The sequence below is a fragment of the Arthrobacter sp. NQ4 genome (assembly GCF_029077345.1).
GTDB lineage: Bacteria > Actinomycetota > Actinomycetes > Actinomycetales > Micrococcaceae > Arthrobacter.
In genome coordinates, this window is record NZ_JARETC010000002.1 from 512,112 (window position 1) to 529,886 (window position 17,775).

Below are 17,775 nucleotides of genomic sequence, written 5' to 3' on the forward strand. Positions count from 1 at the left end.
GGGGGCCTCTGAGTGCTGTGACATGTTTACTTACCTCTCACTGGTGACGGTGACATCACTGAAAATCACTACTTGGACACTAACCGGTTTCACGGGTGTTTTGTTCGCGCACCGACGGCTGTTCGCTGACGGCGCACGATCAGCGAATCAGCAGCGGGCCGCTTCCGGTCCAACGCGAACGGCCCCCGGATCGAAAGGATCCGGGGGCCGTTGCTGCGGTTCAAAAAGGACTATGCCTTGGCGTCTGCCGTGGTGTCCTCGGCTTCGACAACCTCTGCCTCGGCAGCTTCGGTTGCGTCGGCGTCGGCAGCTTCTGCGGCAGGTGCCTCTTCGCCGGCGGGGCGGACGAAGTCGCTCAGGTCAACAGTCTTGCCCTCGGTGTCGGTCACCGTGGCCTGGCCCAGCACGACGGCCAGTGCCTTGCGGCGGCGGACCTCGGAAACCATCATGGGGACCTGGCCGCTCTGATCGATGATCTGGGCGAACTGGTTGGGGTCCATGCCGTACTGGCTGGCGGTGGTGACGATGTAGTCGATCAGCTCGTTCTGGCTGACATTGACTTCTTCCTTCTCCGCGATGGCGTCGAGGATGATCTCGTTCTGGAAGGCGCGGGCCGTGTTGGCGCGGACCTCTTCGCGGTGCTCTTCGGTGTCGTGCTCGCCGTCACCGTGGCCGTTGCCCTCCTGGAAGTGGGCTTCGAGCTGCTCTTCGACGACGGAGTCCGGAACCGGAACCTCGACGAGTTCCACCAGCTTGTCCAGGACCTTGTCGCGGGCTTCAACACCCTGCTCCACGATCTTGGACTCTGCGGCCTGCTTGGCCAGGTCTTCGCGGAGTTCGGCGAGGGTGTCGAACTCGGAGGCCAGCTGGGCGAAGTCGTCGTTCGCTTCGGGCAGTTCGCGTTCCTTGACGGCCTTGACGACGACCTTGACCTGGGCGGCCTCGCCGGCGTGGTCGCCGCCCACCAGGGTGGTGTCGAAGATGGCGTCCTCGTCGGCGCTGAGGCCGGTCACGGCTTCGTCCATGCCCTCGAGCATGGTGCCGGCGCCAACCTGGTAGGACAGGCCGGCAGCGGAGTCAACCTCTTCGCCGTCGATGGTGGCGGTGATGTCGATGGTGAGGAAGTCACCGTCGGCAGCGGGACGGTCAACGGACTTCAGGGTGCCGAAGCGTCCGCGCAGTTCGTCCAGGGCCTTGTCCACGTCTTCGTCGGAGGATTCCGCAGCCGCAACCTGGACCTCGATGCCGGCGTAGTCCGGGAGTTCGATCTCGGGGCGGACGTCAACCTCGGCGGCGAACTTCAGGCCACCGTCGGTGGCGGAGGGGTCGGGAACCTCGGTGATTTCCACCTCGGGGCGGCTCAGGGGGCGGATGCCGGATTCCTGCACGGCAGCCTGGTACCAGCCGTTGAGGCCGTCGTTGATGGCGGTCTCCAGGACGTAGCCACGGCCAACGCGCTGGTCGATGAGCTTGGCGGGAACCTTGCCCTTGCGGAACCCGGGGACCTGGATCTGCGAGGCAACAGTCTTGTAGGCCGAGTCGATGCTGGGCTTCAGTTCCTCAAAGGGGACCTCAACATTGAGCTTGACCCGCGTGGGGGTGAGGTTCTCGACAGCGCTCTTCACGGTCTAAGTACTCCTGGGTTGTGGGATGGGGGTTTTCTGCAAACGCAATGTGTGTCCAGGCCTGCTGGTCCTGGCCGCAGAGTCGGGGTGACAGGATTTGAACCTGCGACTTCCTGCTCCCAAAGCAGGCGCTCTAGCCAAGCTGAGCTACACCCCGTAAGTGCACAGGCAAGTCTACGGTGATACGCGTCGCGATTGCACATTTGACACGTAGGCCATGGATTAGGTTTAGTTGTATCCGGCTTGAACAGCCAGCCCGGAGTTTCCGCTGAAAATCGGATCTTCCTTCGGGGACGTAGCTTAATGGTAAAGCCTCAGTCTTCCAAACTGATTACGCGGGTTCGATTCCCGTCGTCCCCTCCAGGACAACAAAAAGGCCCCTCGACCGAGGGGCCTTTTTGCGTCTGTTCTTTTACGCCTGCGGCTGCTGGCAGTAAGGGCACCAGTAGAGGTTCCGGCCGGCAAGGTCGGCCATGAGCACGATGGTGCGGCACACCCTGCAGGGCAGCCCGTGCCTTTTATAGACAAAGTGGACGTCGTCGCGGTGCGGGAAATGTGCGCTCCTGGGCGGCACCGGTTCCCCTGCCGCGGCCGCCTTGGCGGCCGTGGTGCCATCGAGCGCCCAGTATTTGGGCGGGGTGGTGATGATCCGCCCATCGGCCACGCCGTCGTTCATGACGGCGACGATGTCGCGCCACAGCCTGCGGGCGTCGTTGTCCGGCAGCGCGGTGCCGGGCAGCAACGGATCGAGGCGGCGGCGGAACAGCACTTCGGCACGGTAGACGTTCCCGACGCCGGCAATCACCTTCTGGTCCATGAGCAGGGCCGCCAGCGGGGTCTTCCGGGTCCGGACATTGGCGGCGAACCGCCCGGCGTCCCCGCGAAGGTTCCGCAACGGATCCGGCCCCAGCCGCGCCAGGACGGCGTCGGCCTCTGCTGCGGTGATGGTCTCGCAGGTGGTGGCCCCGCGAAGGTCCGCCCAGCCGTGGCTGCCGGCGAGCCGGACCCGGACGGCCCCGACGGGCGCCGGCGGACCTGCGTAGGGCGCGCCGCCATCGTCGTCCCCGTCGGAGAACGCCTCCTGCTCCCCTACCCGCCGCGGCGCACCGATGCTTGACGCGCCGGCGAAGGTGCTGTCACCACCGAAGCTCCAGGCCCCGTACAGGCCAAGGTGGACGTGCAGCACCAGCGAGTTGTCGAAGTGCAGGAACAAGTGCTTGCCATGAGCCTCGGCAGCGACCATGGTGTGGCCGTCCAGCAGCGCCGCTCCCCCGCTGAACCTGCCCTGGGGGCTGGACACAGCCAGTGCCTCGCCGAGGAATACGTCGCCGAACTGGCGGGCGAGCCTGCGGACGGAATGGCCCTCGGGCACTACTCGATGACCTCGCCGGTGGCCTCAAAAACAGCGATCTTTTCGATCCTGCGGATGTGGCGTTCATCGTTGCTGAAGGGCTCGGCCAGGAATGCCTCGACCAGCTCGGTGGCTTCCTCCACCGTGTGCTGGCGGCCGCCCAGGGCCACCACGTTGGCGTCATTGTGCTCGCGGGCCAGGGTGGCCGTGGAAAGGTTCCAGGCGAGGGCGGCGCGGATGCCCCTCACCTTGTTGGCGGCAATCTGTTCGCCGTTGCCGGAGCCGCCCAGCACGATGCCCAGGGCATGGACGCCGGCCTCCCGGTCAGCCACCACGGCGAGTGCCGCGTTGATGCAGAACGAGGGGTAGTCGTCCTGGGCGTCGTAGACCTTGGGGCCATGGTCAACCACCTCGTATCCCTTCCCGGTCAGGTGGGACACCAGGTGGGCGCTGAGCTCCATGCCTGCATGGTCGGTGGCGATATGGACCCGCGGGTAGGCAGGGGTAGTGGTCACGTGCTAAGTCCGTTCGGTTGTGGGAGCTGGCGGCCACCGGGTGGGGCCGGAACGACACGGATAAGGATACTAGGGCAGCCCGGGGTCGGGGCTCTGGCCTTCCACAGGTGGCGGCGTTCCGCCCCCGCGGCGGGCCCTGGCGGCCACCCGCGTCAGGACTTCGGCAAGCCGCGCGGCCGACGCCTGGCTGCCGCCGCTGACGGCAAGGCGCTGGCCGTCGGTCTTGCTGACGACGACGGCGGGGCCGCTGCTGACCAGCATGGCTGCGGTTCCGTGGTGGTGCCGGTAGCCCCACCCGCCGTAGTCTGCGGCCCTCACCTCAGCGGCACTGGCGTCGGAAATGGCCCCGGCAGGCACGTCCATGACCGGCACCACCCCGGCCAGCAGGACCTTGAGTCCGCGCCGGTCCGCCTTGATGCGGGCGAACAGGAACGCTGTCCCCACCAGGGCCAGGACCACGAGCAGGATCCCCAGCCAGGGCACCACGACGGCGATGAGGGCCGCCGGGAACAGGGAGGCGATGGCGATCATGACGAAGACGGAACTGCGGGCGTGGACCCAGAGCCTGATGCTGTCCCGGGCAAGGTCGGGGTCAAGTTCCTTGGCGATGGCGACCTGGAGCGCCCTGTCGTCATCCGGCGACCATTGCCGGTCAGCTTTGTAGACCATGGCCATGGTCACCCCGAGCGATACCGCGGCGCCGCTGCCAAGGGCCAGCACCGTCATGTCCACATGCGACTGCCGGGCGTCGGCCAGCCCGGTCTGGCCGATCAGGCCCGCGGCAAGGGCGGAGGTGATGAACAGGCTGAGGAAGAGTCCGGCACCCATCATGATCCGCCGCATCATGACCGGCCGTCCAAGGGGCACGGCCTGGAGCAGGACCAGCCAGCCGGCAAGGACAATTCCGGCGGCGCCAACCCCCACGTAGGCGCCGAAGGGCGCGAAGTTGGCCCCGCCGCCGTCCGTCCAGCGGATGGCGACCGGCTCCGGAAGGTCCGGGCGCAGCAGCGACGCGCAGTAGGCAAAGGCGGCGGCCAGGACGACGGGGAACCCGACGGCGAAGCGCAGTGCCTTGGTGTCCACCGAATCCAGCAGCTTTCCCATGCATTTAACGCTACCCCTGTGGCTGCCCGGCCAAGCGCCCCGCCCGGGCGGAGGCGGCTGTGAGCTGCGCAACTTGCCAAGGACCCCAGGGATGAAAGAATGCATGACAGTGCCGGAACCGGGACCACCGGCCGGCAGCCGAAACTTCTCTGGAGGCCCTCTTTTGCCAGGCATGAACCTGACGCGCGCCGAAGCCCGTGAGCGCGCCGAACTGATCACCGTCGAGTCCTACGATGTCAGCCTGGACCTGACCCGGGGCGGAGAGGTCTTCGGCAGCACCACCACCGTGAAATTCACGGCGGCGCCGGGGTCGGCGAGCTTCATCGATGCCGTCACCCGCACCGTGCACAGCGTGACCCTCAACGGCCGGTCCCTTGATCCGGCCACCGTGGCCGACGGCGTGCGGATCCAGCTGCCGGACCTGGCGGAGCACAACGAGCTGACGGTCGTGGCGGACATGCCCTACATGAACACCGGCGAAGGGCTGCACCGGTTCGTGGACCCGGTGGACAACGAGGTCTACCTGTACACCCAGTTCGAGGTTCCCGATTCCCGCAGGATGTTCACCGTCTTCGAGCAGCCGGACCTGAAGGCAACGTTCGCCTTCACCGTCACTGCGCCGTCCCACTGGGATGTCATTTCCAACTCCCCCACACCTGCTCCCGTGGAGGCCGGCGACGGCGCCCGGTCCGTGTGGACCTTCGCACCAACGCCCCGGCTGTCCTCCTACGTCACCGCCCTGATCGCGGGCCCGTACGAGTCTGTCCGCAGCGAGGTCACCAGCTCTGACGGGCGGGTCATCCCGCTGGGCGTCTTCGCGCGCAAATCCCTGATGCAGTACCTCGATGCGGACAACATCTTCGAGCTCACGCGGCAGGGCTTCGGATTCTTCGAAGCACAGTTCGGCTGCCCCTACCCGTTTGAGAAGTACGACCAACTGTTCGTTCCCGAGTTCAACGCCGGGGCCATGGAGAACGCCGGGGCGGTGACCATCCTGGAAGGCTACGTGTTCCGCAGCAAGGTCACTGGCGCCCAGATCGAGCGGCGCGCCATCACTGTGCTGCACGAACTGGCGCACATGTGGTTCGGGGACCTGGTGACCATGCGGTGGTGGAACGACCTGTGGCTCAACGAGTCCTTCGCCGAGTACATGTCCCACCTGGCGGCGGTGGAGGCCACGTCCTTCACCAGCGCCTGGACCACCTTCGCCTCCGTGGAAAAGTCCTGGGCGTACCGGCAGGACCAGCTGCCCACCACGCACCCGATCTTCGCGGAGATCAACGACCTGCAGGATGTTGAGGTCAACTTCGACGGCATTACCTACGCCAAGGGCGCCTCGGTGCTGCGGCAGCTGGTGGCCTGGGTTGGGCCGGAACAGTTCATGGCGGGTGTCCGTGAGTACTTCGCCAAGCACTCCTGGCACAACACGGAGCTGCAGGACCTGCTGGTGGAGCTGGAGAAGGCCAGCGGCCGCGACCTGGACCGCTGGGGCCGGCAGTGGCTGGAGACCGCGGGAGTGAACACGCTGGCTCCCGAAGTGGAGGTGGATTCCGACGGAAAGCTGCGGTCCTTTGCCATCCTGCAGTCCGCGGTTCCGGAGTGGCCCACCATCCGCCCGCACCGCCTTGCCGTGGGGTTCTACAACCTGGACGACGCCGGCAAGCTCACCCGGGTGCACCGCGAGGAACTCGACGTCGACGGCGAACGCACGGAGGTGCCGGCGCTGGCTGGCCTGGCCAGGCCGGACCTGATCCTCATCAACGACGACGACCTTGCCTATGCCAAGGTGCGGCTGGACCCGGCGTCCCTGGCCACCGCCACCGCGCACCTGAAGGACTTCGCTGCAAGCCTGCCGCGGACCCTCGTCTGGAACTCCGCGTGGGATGCTGCCCGTGACGGTGAGAGTCCGGCACGGAAGTACGTGGAATTGATCCTGGCCAACGTCGCTGCGGAGACGGATTCTTCCGTGATCCTGGTCCAGCTGCGGCAGCTGGCCACCACCCTGAACTTCTACGTGGCCGAGGAACACCGCGAAGCCACCACCGTTACGGCCGTGGACCGGTTGTGGGATCTGGCTTCGACTGTTCCCGGCGGCTCCGACGGCCAGCTGCAGTTCATCAAGTCCTTCGCGCTGCTGGCCCGCAGCGCGTCCCAGCTGGACCGGGTGTCCGGCCTCCTGGATGGGTCCGTGGTCCTGGAAGGCCTGAGCGTTGACCAGGACCTCCGTTGGGAACTGGTGGCCTCGCTGGTTTCCGGCGGCCGGATGGGGCAGGACGGCATCGACGCCGAACTGGAGCGGGACAACACCTCCAGCGGCCAGAACGCGGCCGCCCTGGCCAAGGCTGCCATCCCCACCCCGGAGGCGAAGGCCGCGGCCTGGGAATCCATTGTGGTCAAGGGAGAACTGTCCAACGCGCTGCAGGGATCGGCGGTGACCGGCTTCATGCGGGTGCTGGACCGTTCGCTGCTGGAGCCGTTCTCGGAGCTGTACTTCGCGGCTGTGCCGGGCATCGTGGCAACCCGCACGCACGCACTCGCCCAGCAGATCGTCGTCGGCCTCTACCCGGCGCTGCTGACCACGCAGGCCACCATCGACCGGACGGACGCCTTCCTGGCGTCGCTGCCGGCGGAAAGCGCTGCGCTGCGGCGGATGATGCTGGAGAACCGCGACGGCGTGGCCCGCGCCCTGCGTGCCCGAGCCGCCGATGTCCTGCAGGAGGGCAGCCCGGCGTGAGCCTCAACGAACACCGGTACTCGCTGACCGTCCAGTGGACAGGCAACCGGGGCGGCGGCACGTCGTCCTACCGGAGCTACACCCGGGACCATGACGTGCTGGTTCCGGGCCTGCCGGTCCTCAAGGGCTCGGCAGATCCCACCTTCCATGGAGACCGGGAACGGTACAACCCGGAGCAGCTTCTCCTGGCTGCGCTGGCCCAGTGCCACATGCTGTCCTACCTGCACGTAGCGGTGAAGCACGGCGTGCTGGTCACGGATTACCGGGATGAGGCCACCGGACTGATGCGGCTCAACCGGGACGGCAGCGGCCAGTTCGAGCGGGTCACCCTGCACCCGCACGTGACGGTGGCCGACGCCGCGCAGGCGGAACTGGCCGCCTCGCTGCACCATGAGGCCAACCAGGTCTGTTTCATTGCCCGGAGCGTGAACTTCCCGGTGGAGCACCAACCGGTGACGGTGGCCGCCTAGGCTTCCCTGCCCTGGAGCAGTTTGGCGAGCCGATGCTCCGTGGCGGGTTGCAGGCCGGCCTTCCGGGACCGGTCCAGCCCGCGGACGCGTTCATCTCCCAGGGTGTCGGCCAGGGTTTCCTGCCAGGGCCGCAGCACCATTCCCGCAGCCTTGGCTGCCTGGTTGCTGCGGGCCATGAAGCCCTCGTGATGGGGCGGGAGCCAGAGCGGAAGGGAATCGGGCCCTGACCAGTAGTTAACGCCCTGCGCCACCAGCCATTCTTCACCGGCGGTGACGGTGGCGGGCGTGCCGGCGGTGGAGAGTTCGCCGCAGGCGCTGGTGAGCTCTGCGAAGGCCACTTGGTCTCCGTTGGCGTTCAGCGGGCCGGTGGTTCCCTGTTCGGCTGCACGCAGGATCCACGCCGCCAGGTCCCGGACGTCGATGACCTGGGTGGGCTGGTGCCCGATGTCCGGGACCAGCACCGGCCCCTGTTTGCGGTCAAAGCGGGCCGGCCAGTAGCCGTAGCGGTCGGTGGGGTCGCCAGGGCCGCTGACCAGGCCGGCGCGGCAGATGTGGGCCCTGCCGCGTGTGGCGTCCAGGGTGGCCTGCTCGATGGCCACTTTGGACTCGCCGTAGTTCCCGGGGGTGGAAGGAGTTCCGGGGGCAAGCGCCGGCAGGAGCGCGGCGTCCTCTGCCGCTCCGGGGACGGAATGGTCCGCATAGGCTGAGCAGCTGGAAACGAAGGTCCAGTGGCCGGCCTTCGGAGCGAGGGCGGCAAGGGCGTCCCGGGCAGGTGCAGGGTCCCGGGCAACCTCGATCACGGCGTCCCACGTGCCGGCTGCGCCGGAGTACGCTGCCGGGCCCGCCGATCGGTCCGCCCTGGCCCACTCGGCGCCGGGCGGCGGCTCACCGGACACTCCCCGGGCCAGGCACGCGACGTGGTGCCCCGCGGCCACCGCCTGCCTGGCGATTTCCCGGGAGAGGAAGGCTGTTCCGCCGAGGATGAGGATGCGCATTGCTCCACGCTACGGCGCTAGGGTTGAAAGAGAACAGCGCAATATCCCAAGGAGCTATTTCCACCCATGGTCAGCATGTTGTCCATCCTTCCCCCAGCCACCAGCCAGCCGAGTGGCGTGAGCCTCCCAGGCATCGTGATCAGCCTCGGCGTCGGCGTTGCCGTCTGGCTCGTGGCCACGTTCATCATTTCCCGCATCACCAAGCGGGTGGCGTCGGGGAGCAATTTCTTCAAGAAGCCCACGTTCAGGTGGGCTGCTCCGGCCTTTAGGGCCCTTGACCACGAACGCCGGGTCCAGCGTGCCGAAACCATCGGTTCACTGCTCAACAGCGTGGTGGGCGTGCTGGTGGTCATCATCACCGGCATGTACGTGCTGCAGAACCTGGACATCAACATCGCCCCGCTGCTGACCAGCGTGGGTATCCTCGGTGTGGCCATCGGCTTCGGCGCCCAGCAGCTGATTCGCGACTTCCTGGCCGGGATCTTCATTACCATTGAAGACCAGTACGGGATCGGTGATGTGATCGAAACCAGCGAAGTGGTGGGCGTTGTGGAGTCCATGGGACTGCGGATCACCCGCGTCCGCTCGGACGACGGCGCCATCTGGTACCTGCGCAACGGCGAGATCCTGCGCGTGGGCAACCGGTCGCAGGGACGGTACGTTCCACTGCATGAGTCCGACGACGGCACCACCGACCAGGGCTCGGCGCACGTTGAGACCAAGAAGACTGACCAGAAAGCCGGGGACTAGCATGTCGCTTCCCATTGAGCCGCGCCCCGGGCAGCGGCCCCAGTTGATGCAGAATGATCCCTTCAGCAAGCCGGATTACACCGACAGCTTCTACGACGCCGTGGGCGGCCACGAGACCTTCGTGAAGCTCATTGACGTCTTTTACGACGGAGTGGCCACCGATCCCCTGCTGCGGCCGATGTATCCGGAAGAGGACCTGGCGCCCGCGAAGCGCCGCTTCCTGATGTTCCTTGAGCAGTACTGGGGCGGGCCCACAACGTATGGCGAGGAGCGCGGCCACCCGCGCCTGCGCATGCGCCACATGCCCTTCAAGGTCACGCCGGAGGCAAAGGACCGGTGGCTGTTCCACATGCGCACCGCCGTGGACGCCCTGGAGTTGCCGCCGCTGTACGAGGGAACACTGTGGGACTACATGGAGCGGGCCGCGCTGTCCATGGTGAACAGCCCCTCCGGTTCCTGAGTCTCTTATCCGGCCGGCGCCCTGCGGTCTGGCCTAGAGCAGGCCGCTGCCGGTGCGCGCCAGGACGTGGCCGCGGGGTCCGGTAAGCCGGAACCAGCGGCCGGCCCGGTAGAGCTTCTGGTCGCCGTCGCCCAGGAACCCCAGCGCGAAGGCGGCGAAGGCAGCGCCGGCGGGCAGGCCGGCGTCGTCCAGTTCCCGCCCCCATACCGCGGCCCGTGCGTTGTTCACGATGAGTGCGCCCGGTTTGTCCGGCACAATGCCGGCCACCTCGGCGATGCCCGCCTCGGCTGCCGCCCGCAGGCGGGAATCGCTGACGGACCCCAACAGTTCCCATCCGCCCCGGGGGGCGCCTACCCCGGTCCAGGACTCGGTGACGGTGGTGGGTGGAACCGGCAATTCGACGTCGCCCTCCCCTGCCCGTGCCAGCCTGTCCAGGACGGATGACAATGCAACGGTGACATCCGTTCCGGACGGTTCCGCCAGTGCCATGGTGCGCAGGCCCAGGATCGTCGGGGTGGATTCGCCCAGGAGCCTTGGCCGCAGGACGCACACGTAGGCGGCCAGGACGGAGCCGGCGGCCTGCAGGCGGATGGCACCGTCATCAATGGCTTTGGCCCGGGTGGCGAAGGTCTTCAGGTCGGCGAGATCCCGCGGGTCTGCGAAACGGAAGGACGAGGTGAGAAGTTCAGACACATCTAGAACACTACCGGCTGCACTCCGGTTGAGTGGTTTGCGGGCCGCCGTCTAGAGTCGGACCATGACTGAAGCCGAAGCCGGACTGCTGGCGCCGCCCACTGGCGACCCCACCTCATCGCTGATCGAACTGCTGGACCTTGGTGAGCTTGAGGGCGCCCGCACGGATGAGGATATTTTCCTGGGCCCCTCCCAGCAGCAGCCGCACCACAGGGTATTCGGCGGGCAGGTGCTGGCGCAGTCGCTGGTGGCATCGATCCGGACAGTTGACCCCGAACGGTTCGTCCACTCCATGCACGGCTATTTCCTGCGGCCCGGCGACGCCAACAAACCCATCACCTTCGGGGTGCAGCGGCTGCGCGACGGCCGGTCTTTTTCGGCCAGGCGGGTCCACGCCTACCAGGACGGCGTGCCCATCCTGTCCATGATCGCCTCGTTCCAGGGAGAGGACGAAGGGGTCGAGCACTCGTCTGTTATGCCGGAAGGAATCCCGGACCCCGACTCTTTGCCCAGCACGGCGGACCTGCTGGGCAAGTTCGATCATCCGGTGGCACGGCACTGGGCGTATGAGCGGCCCTTCGACATCAGGCACGTCAACCCGGCGCTGTACGTTTCAGCGGCCGGCCCGCGGGAAGCCCGCAACGCTGTCTGGATGAAGACCTTCGGGCCGATGCCGGACGACTCCAACCTGCACCGGGCCGCCCTGGCCTATGCCAGCGACTACACGCTGCTTGAATCCATCCTTCGGCGGCACGGACTGAGTTGGATCACGCCTGGAATGAATGTTGCCAGCCTGGACCACGCGATGTGGTGGCACCGGCCCGCACGGGTTGATGAGTGGCTGCTCTACGTCCAGGAATCCCCCAGCGCCCACGGCGCGCGCGGCCTGGCAACCGGCAAGATCTTCAACCGCGGGGGCCAGCATGTCGCCACCGTTGCGCAGGAGGGGATGGTGCGCATTCCCACCGACCCCGCGGGCGCCTGACGTCGAAGGCACCGCATCCGTGCAGGCACGCTGACCCCGCAGGCACGCAGAAGGCCGGCACCCCGAAAATTGTCGGGGTGCCGGCCTTCTTTTGTGCTGTCAGGCTTTTGGCCCGGTTCCGCGCTGTTAGTCGCGGGTCAGGCGCCGGTGGGTGACGCGGTGCGGCTTGGCAGCGTCCGGGCCCAGACGCTCCACCTTGTTCTCCTCGTAGGATTCGAAGTTACCCTCGAACCAGTACCACTTGGAGGGGTTCTCGTCGTCACCTTCGTAGGCCAGGATGTGCGTGGCCACCCGGTCAAGGAACCACCGGTCGTGCGAGACCACCACGGCGCAGCCGGGGAACTCGAGCAGCGCGTTCTCCAGGCTGCTGAGGGTTTCGACGTCGAGGTCGTTGGTGGGTTCGTCGAGGAGCAGCAGGTTCCCGCCCTGCTTGAGGGTCAGGGCCAGGTTCAGGCGGTTGCGCTCACCGCCGGAGAGCACGCCTGCCTTCTTCTGCTGGTCCGGACCCTTGAACCCGAAGGCTGCCACGTAGGCACGGGACGGCATCTCGACGTTGCCCACCTGGATGAAGTCGAGTCCGTCGGAGACGACCTCCCACAGGGTCTTGTTGGGGTCGATGCCGCCGCGGCTCTGGTCGGCGTAGGAGATCTTGACCGAGTCACCGATCTTCAGCTCGCCGCCGTCGAGCGGTTCCAGGCCCACGATGGTCTTGAAGAGCGTGGACTTGCCCACACCGTTGGGACCGATGACACCCACGATGCCGTTGCGCGGCAGGCTGAATGAGAGCCCGTCGATCAGGACACGGTCGTCGAAGCCCTTTTGGAGGTTCTTGGCCTCCAGGACCAGGCCACCCAGGCGCGGTCCCGGCGGGATCTGGATTTCCTCGAAGTCGAGCTTGCGGGTGCGGTCCGCTTCTGCGGCCATTTCCTCGTACCGGGCCAGGCGGGCCTTTGATTTGGTCTGGCGGCCCTTGGCGTTGGAGCGGACCCACTCGAGTTCCTCGGCGAGGCGCTTGGCCTGCTTGGCATCCTTCTTGCCCTGGATCTCGAGGCGGGCGCGCTTCTTCTCCAGGTAGGTGGAGTAGTTGCCTTCGTACGGGTACAGGTGGCCGCGGTCCACTTCGGCAATCCATTCCGCCACGTGGTCCAGGAAGTAACGGTCGTGGGTGACGGCGAGGACGGCGCCGGGGTAGCTGGAAAGGTGCTGCTCGAGCCACAGGACACTTTCCGCGTCCAGGTGGTTGGTGGGCTCGTCGAGGAGCAGCAGGTCCGGCTTCTGCAGGAGGAGCTTGCACAGGGCTACGCGGCGGCGCTCACCACCGGAGAGGTTGGTGACGTCGGCATCGGCCGGCGGGCAGCGGAGGGCGTCCATGGCCTGCTCCAGCTGGGAGTCGAGGTCCCAGGCGTCGGCGGCATCGATGGCTTCCTGCAGCTTGCCCATTTCTTCGAGGAGGGTGTCGTAGTCAGCATCGGGGCTGGCCATTTCCTCGGAGATCTCGTTGAAGCGCTGGATCTTGCCGTAGATCTCGCCCACGCCTTCCTGGACGTTGCCCAAGACTGTCTTTTCCTCGTTGAGGGGCGGTTCCTGGAGAAGGATGCCCACGCTGTAGCCGGGGCTGAGCCTGGCTTCACCGTTGGAGGGCGTGTCCAGCCCTGCCATGATCTTGAGGATGGTGGACTTACCGGCACCGTTCGGGCCCACAACACCAATCTTGGCGCCCGGGAAGAAGGACATGCTTACGTCATCAAGAATGAGTTTTTCGCCAACGGCCTTACGGGCCTTGGTCATTGTGTAGATAAATTCCGCCATGGTCTCAAATCTAGTGGGTTGGCGGGCAGATCTCACATTTACAGCCGGAAAGTCAGCAGGATCAGGAACCCACGAAGCACTTGCCGCTGGCCAGGACCGGAAGGACGGTGACGGTCACTGCACCCTCGCGCACCTGTCCAATGACGCAGTCCTTGCCCTGCAGCACGGCAGCCTCGATGGCGTCCGCCTCCAGGCCGGTGGGCGTCCGGCTCTGCGAGACCTGGAGCACTGCCGGCGCGATGCCGGCTCCCGTCAGGGCGTCGCTGACCTGGGCCGTGGCCGGCTTGGGTGTTCCTGCTGCCAGTTTGGCCAGGGTGTCGGTTACGGTCCGCTTTACGGTTTCGGTGGCCGCGGCGGCCGAGGTGCTGGCACCGGCTGACGTGTTGGCCAACGTTTCCCCGTCGGCGGCGCTGCCTGGGGCCGCTGGATTGGCACCCTGGGCTGCAGCTTCCTGCGCCGCCGGCGCCGTTGCCGCCGCCGTTGCCGTTGCCGTTGCCGGTGCCTTCAGCGATCCGTCACCGCTGCCCTCGACCCGCGGATTGTCCGCTGCGGGACCGGCGGCACACCCCGACACGAGAGCGGCCAGGACAGCACATGACAGCGCTGCACCGGCCCGGTTTATCTGCCGGCGGTAAGGGGTGGGACGCATGGTGTCATTGTGCCATGCGCCGGACGCCAGGCCGGTATGGCCGGCTGCAAGTGGCCACCCGCGCGCTGGTGCGGACGCGTGGTGGCGGGGGTGGGATGGAGGCGGGCGGACGGCCGGCGGCGGGGGGTGCCACCGGTCCGTCCGCCCGGGACTGAACGGGGAACGTTGACAGCTGATGCGTGTTTCCTAGACTTCGGCGAGTTCCCCGGTTTCCAGGTCAAGGGCAGCGAGTCCGCCGTCGTTGTCCTCAATGACGACCGCTGCATGGCCAAGCTCCCCGGGATGGTCGTCCTCACGGTCCTCCGGTTCGTCAAGGGCCGGGTCCATGGCAGGGGCATCCTCCGGGGGCTGCGGCTGCTCCACGAGGGAAAGCGCAGGCCTTGAAGCGGTCCGGATGAAGTTTGCCGAGCCGAAGGTAAGGTCATGCCCCACGGCCTCGGCATCGATGATGGTGGAGTGGTAGACCCGGCCTTCCTTTTCCCAGGTGCGGATCTTCAGCTTGCCCACGACGATGACCGGCTGGCCTTTCCGGATGCTGCAGCCCAGGGTCCCGGCGAGGTTGCGGTAGCCCTGCACGGTGAACCAGTTGGTGTGCCCGTCGCCCCACGTTTTGGATTCCCGGTCAAAGCGGCGCGTGGTGGAACCGAGCCGGAAGGAGGCTGTTGCCACTCCTCCCGGCGTGGTGGAACTCGTGATCTCAGTGGCAACGAAGCCCCGGATGGTAATCGTTTCGCTCATGTCTACGTCCTGTCTGGATGGTGGCGCCTGTAGCAGGCATGACCAGCATCGCCCCGGATGCCCGCGGGCAGGAGGCACGGGTTCCCGTATGTGGACAACAGGGCCCGCCACGCCACATGGGGAGGAACAGTGCAGGCCGGATGACGCCGCCGCCATGCCGGGCAATGTAAACTTTTTGAGGCGCCCGGCCTGCAGGCCGGTAGCTGATGCCTCAGTAGCTCAGGGGATAGAGCAGCGGCCTTCTAATCCGCCGGTCGGGGGTTCGATTCCCTCCTGGGGCACCTTGGTGGCTGATGCCCCGGTCTTCGGACCGGGGCGTTGTGCACCCGCCGCTATGCCTGCAGCCGGTGCGGCGCGTCCACAAGGGACCGGATCACGCTGCCGGCAGCCCCCAGCAGGGCACCAAACTCCCCCACCGCGGACACCGTTACCTGCTCCGACGCATACTTTCCGGGCGCATATTTCTGCAGGCTGTCCAGCAACGGGGCACGCAGCCAGGGCTCAAGGACTGCGAAATGGCCGCCCAGTACTACCGAATCGATATCCACCACCCGGGCCGTTGAAGCAAGCGCTATGCCCAGGCAGCGGCCCGCACGTTCGACGGCGGATACCGCCTTGGGTGCCCCGCCCTCGAGTGCCTGCAGGAGCGCTGACATCGCGGCAGACCGTGAACTCCCGTCCGGGGCCAGGCCGGCAGCAATGAAGATGGCGTCCTGGCCGGCCACCGTCTCCAGGCAGCCGGTCCCCCCGCAGGAACAATGGCCGCCGTCCGGATCCACCACGATGTGTCCCACTTCGCCGGCATGGCCTCCGGGGCCGGTGAACAGCTCGGAACCGATGACAATCCCGCCGCCCACGCCCACCTCACCGGAGACGAAAAGGAAGTTCGCTGCGCGGTCCGGCCGGTGCCGCAGTTCGGCCAGGGCTGCGGCATTGGCCTCGTTGAACAGTGCAACCCCCAGCGCTGTTTCGGGCAGCAGGGCGTAAAGGTCGAGGTCAACATTGACCCAGCCCAGGTTGGGAGCGGTCAGCACGCGCGCCCTGGCCGGGTCCACCAGTCCGGGTACCGCCAGCCCGCCGCCCACGACGTCGACGCCCTGTTCACCGGCAGCACCCCGCACCCTGGCCGCCAGGCCTGCGAGTGCGGCCAGCACCGGCTTGTCCGGGCTGTTCCGGTTATCGCGCTCCCGTACCTCGCGCCGCAGCACCTTCCCTGACAGGTCAACCACGGCGGCGGAAATGTAGTCGACGTTGACCTCCATTCCCATGACAGCACGGCTGGGGCTGAGCTCCAGCCCCACGCCCGGCCGGCCGCGGCCTTGGGGGTTAAGCCCGATTTCGCGGATGACCCCGGCGTCCAGGAGGTCCAGCACCAGGCTGGACACCGACGCCTTGGTCAATCCGGTGGCGCCGGCAACCTGGGCACGGCTGGGATGCGTGCCGGGCGGGAACTCGGCAATCGCGCCGAGGACCAGGGCAAGATTGCTGCGCCTCACGTCCCCCACGTTTCCGGGGGCCGGGGATCCGGACCCCGCCGCTGCAGGCGCCGGCATCACCATGACAAAGCTCCTTGGTTAGACGCTTCCGCCAAGTTTTTCGGCGGTCTCCACGCTGGACTATTGACCCCACCCTACGTCGGCTCATATAGTTCAGGCAATGAACTAAAGCTTCGCAATTCCGCGGCGCAACCCGATCGCAAGGACGCATCATGACTCTCTCCCCCACGCCCGCTGACAAGTTCACCTTCGGCCTCTGGACGGTCGGCTGGACCGGCGCCGATCCGTTCGGCGTGGCCACCCGTGCCGCTTTGGATCCGGTGGAGGCAGTCCACCGCCTGGCAGAACTGGGCGCCTACGGCATCACGTTCCACGACAATGACCTTGTTCCCTTTGACGCCTCCGCGTCAGAGCGGGACCTGATCCTGAAAAACTTCCGGTCAGCCCTGGCCGAGACGGGACTGAAGGTCCCCATGGTGACCACCAACCTGTTCAGCCACCCGGTCTTCAAGGACGGCGGCTTCACCTCAAACGACCGTTCCATCCGCCGCTTTGCCCTCTCCAAGGTCCTGCGCAACATTGACCGCGCCGCAGAGCTCGGCGCTGAAACGTTCGTCATGTGGGGCGGCCGCGAAGGCAGCGAATACGACGGCTCCAAGGACCTGGCAGCCGCCCTGGACCGCATGAAGGAAGGCGTTGACACCGCGGCCGGCTACATCAAGGACAAGGGCTACAACCTGCGGATCGCCCTTGAACCCAAGCCGAACGAACCCCGCGGCGATATCTTCCTGCCCACTGTCGGCCATGGCCTGGCCTTCATTGCCCAGCTCGAACACGGGGACATCGTGGGCCTGAACCCCGAGACCGGCCACGAGCAGATGGCGGGACTGAACTTCACCCACGGCATTGCGCAGGCACTCTGGGCCGGCAAGCTCTTCCACATCGATCTCAACGGCCAGCGCGGCATCAAGTACGACCAGGACCTGGTGTTCGGCCACGGCGACCTCACCAGCGCCTTCTTCACGGTCGACCTGCTGGAGAACGGCTTCCCGGGCGGCGGCCCGAAGTACGACGGCCCGCGCCACTTCGACTACAAGCCCTCCCGCACCGACGGCTACGACGGCGTGTGGGAGTCCGCCAAGGCCAACATGGCCATGTACCTGCTGCTGAAGGAACGGGCGCTGGCGTTCCGCGCAGACCCGCAGGTCCAGGAAGCACTCAAGACCTCCGGCGTCTTCGAACTCGGCGAGCCCACCCTCAGTGCCGGCGAAAGCACCGCAGACCTGCTGGCCGACGCCGCAGCCTTCGAGGACTTCGACGCCGACAAGGCTGCTGAGCGCTCCTTCGCGTTCGTCCGGCTCAACCAGCTCGCCATCGAGCACCTCCTGGGCGCCCACTAGG

The 17,775-nt window shown here is 66.8% G+C and carries 16 protein-coding genes and 3 tRNA genes; 8 read left to right on the forward strand and 11 right to left on the reverse strand.

Going from position 1 to position 17,775, the window contains the following annotated elements:
• Nucleotides 1–230 precede the first annotated feature (230 nt).
• Entirely contained in the window at nt 231–1,625 is a 1,395-nt protein-coding gene (gene tig, locus PUN51_RS06200; RefSeq protein WP_275180255.1) for a trigger factor, read from the reverse strand.
• 82 nt (nt 1,626–1,707) lie between these two features.
• Nucleotides 1,708–1,782: transfer RNA gene (locus tag PUN51_RS06205), tRNA-Pro, on the reverse strand.
• A 132-nt stretch (nt 1,783–1,914) separates the two neighbouring features.
• On the opposite strand from PUN51_RS06205, the gene PUN51_RS06210 reads away from it, so the two are divergent.
• A tRNA-Gly gene (locus PUN51_RS06210) sits at nt 1,915–1,988 on the forward strand.
• Between the two features lie 49 nt (nt 1,989–2,037).
• Here the strand turns inward: PUN51_RS06210 and PUN51_RS06215 are convergent.
• The 3 genes from PUN51_RS06215 to PUN51_RS06225 all read right to left on the reverse strand — a co-directional run bounded on the left by PUN51_RS06215 (nt 2,038) and on the right by PUN51_RS06225 (nt 4,595).
• The gene (locus PUN51_RS06215; RefSeq protein WP_275180256.1) at nt 2,038–2,997 is read right to left on the reverse strand and encodes an Fpg/Nei family DNA glycosylase; all 960 of its coding nucleotides are present in this window, start codon (nt 2,995–2,997) and stop codon (nt 2,038–2,040) included.
• Nucleotides 2,997–3,491: a ribose-5-phosphate isomerase gene (locus PUN51_RS06220; protein WP_159631792.1), complete on the reverse strand. Its 495-nt coding sequence runs from the start codon at nt 3,489–3,491 to the stop codon at nt 2,997–2,999. Before PUN51_RS06220 ends, PUN51_RS06215 begins: the two co-directional genes overlap by 1 nt.
• Before the next feature lie 69 nt (nt 3,492–3,560).
• On the reverse strand, nt 3,561–4,595 hold the full coding sequence (locus PUN51_RS06225) for a hypothetical protein (protein WP_275180257.1): 1,035 nt from the start codon (nt 4,593–4,595) through the stop codon (nt 3,561–3,563).
• A gap of 172 nt (nt 4,596–4,767) precedes the next feature.
• Here PUN51_RS06225 and pepN point away from each other — a divergent pair, with 172 nt between their 5' ends.
• Both pepN and PUN51_RS06235 read left to right on the forward strand, forming a co-directional pair.
• Nucleotides 4,768–7,329, forward strand: coding sequence for an aminopeptidase N (gene pepN / locus PUN51_RS06230; protein WP_275180258.1), 2,562 nt, complete (start codon nt 4,768–4,770; stop codon nt 7,327–7,329).
• Nucleotides 7,326–7,799: an OsmC family protein gene (locus PUN51_RS06235; protein ID WP_275180259.1), complete on the forward strand. Its 474-nt coding sequence runs from the start codon at nt 7,326–7,328 to the stop codon at nt 7,797–7,799. Before pepN ends, PUN51_RS06235 begins: the two co-directional genes overlap by 4 nt.
• On the opposite strand, the gene PUN51_RS06240 is transcribed toward PUN51_RS06235, so the two are convergent.
• Nucleotides 7,796–8,794, reverse strand: a complete 999-nt coding sequence (locus PUN51_RS06240; RefSeq protein ID WP_224026315.1) for an NAD-dependent epimerase/dehydratase family protein — start codon at nt 8,792–8,794, stop codon at nt 7,796–7,798. The genes PUN51_RS06235 and PUN51_RS06240 overlap by 4 nt on opposite strands.
• Nucleotides 8,795–8,860: 66 nt before the next feature.
• Between PUN51_RS06240 and PUN51_RS06245 the strand changes: the two genes are divergently transcribed.
• A complete protein-coding gene (locus PUN51_RS06245) occupies nt 8,861–9,544 on the forward strand; it encodes a mechanosensitive ion channel family protein (RefSeq protein ID WP_159631787.1) in 684 nt (227 codons plus the stop codon).
• Nucleotide 9,545: 1 nt separating this feature from the next.
• Nucleotides 9,546–10,004 carry a globin gene (locus PUN51_RS06250; RefSeq protein ID WP_275180260.1) on the forward strand — a complete coding sequence of 153 codons (459 nt, stop codon included), beginning with the start codon at nt 9,546–9,548 and terminating at the stop codon, nt 10,002–10,004.
• A gap of 33 nt (nt 10,005–10,037) precedes the next feature.
• Here the strand turns inward: PUN51_RS06250 and PUN51_RS06255 are convergent, their stop codons facing one another.
• On the reverse strand, nt 10,038–10,697 hold the full coding sequence (locus PUN51_RS06255) for a hypothetical protein (RefSeq protein ID WP_224026316.1): 660 nt from the start codon (nt 10,695–10,697) through the stop codon (nt 10,038–10,040).
• Nucleotides 10,698–10,761: 64 nt separating this feature from the next.
• Between PUN51_RS06255 and PUN51_RS06260 the strand changes: the two genes are divergently transcribed.
• Nucleotides 10,762–11,682: an acyl-CoA thioesterase gene (locus PUN51_RS06260; RefSeq protein ID WP_224026317.1), complete on the forward strand. Its 921-nt coding sequence runs from the start codon at nt 10,762–10,764 to the stop codon at nt 11,680–11,682.
• A gap of 126 nt (nt 11,683–11,808) precedes the next feature.
• Here PUN51_RS06260 and ettA read toward each other — a convergent pair whose 3' ends face one another.
• The 3 genes from ettA to PUN51_RS06275 all read right to left on the reverse strand — a co-directional run bounded on the left by ettA (nt 11,809) and on the right by PUN51_RS06275 (nt 14,878).
• Complete coding sequence (gene ettA, locus PUN51_RS06265) at nt 11,809–13,491, reverse strand: energy-dependent translational throttle protein EttA (protein ID WP_159631783.1); 1,683 nt, start codon at nt 13,489–13,491, stop codon at nt 11,809–11,811.
• A gap of 61 nt (nt 13,492–13,552) precedes the next feature.
• A complete protein-coding gene (locus PUN51_RS06270; protein ID WP_275180261.1) occupies nt 13,553–14,140 on the reverse strand; it encodes a DUF6993 domain-containing protein in 588 nt (195 codons plus the stop codon).
• 186 nt (nt 14,141–14,326) lie between these two features.
• Complete coding sequence (locus tag PUN51_RS06275) at nt 14,327–14,878, reverse strand: single-stranded DNA-binding protein (RefSeq protein WP_275180262.1); 552 nt, start codon at nt 14,876–14,878, stop codon at nt 14,327–14,329.
• 208 nt (nt 14,879–15,086) lie between these two features.
• Between PUN51_RS06275 and PUN51_RS06280 the strand changes: the two genes are divergently transcribed.
• Nucleotides 15,087–15,159, forward strand: a tRNA-Arg gene (locus PUN51_RS06280).
• Between the two features lie 51 nt (nt 15,160–15,210).
• Here PUN51_RS06280 and PUN51_RS06285 read toward each other — a convergent pair.
• A complete protein-coding gene (locus PUN51_RS06285; protein ID WP_224026365.1) occupies nt 15,211–16,437 on the reverse strand; it encodes an ROK family protein in 1,227 nt (408 codons plus the stop codon).
• Nucleotides 16,438–16,586: 149 nt separating this feature from the next.
• On the opposite strand from PUN51_RS06285, the gene xylA reads away from it, so the two are divergent.
• The gene (gene xylA / locus PUN51_RS06290) at nt 16,587–17,774 is read left to right on the forward strand and encodes a xylose isomerase (protein ID WP_224026366.1); all 1,188 of its coding nucleotides are present in this window, start codon (nt 16,587–16,589) and stop codon (nt 17,772–17,774) included.
• Nucleotide 17,775: the final 1 nt, after the last annotated feature.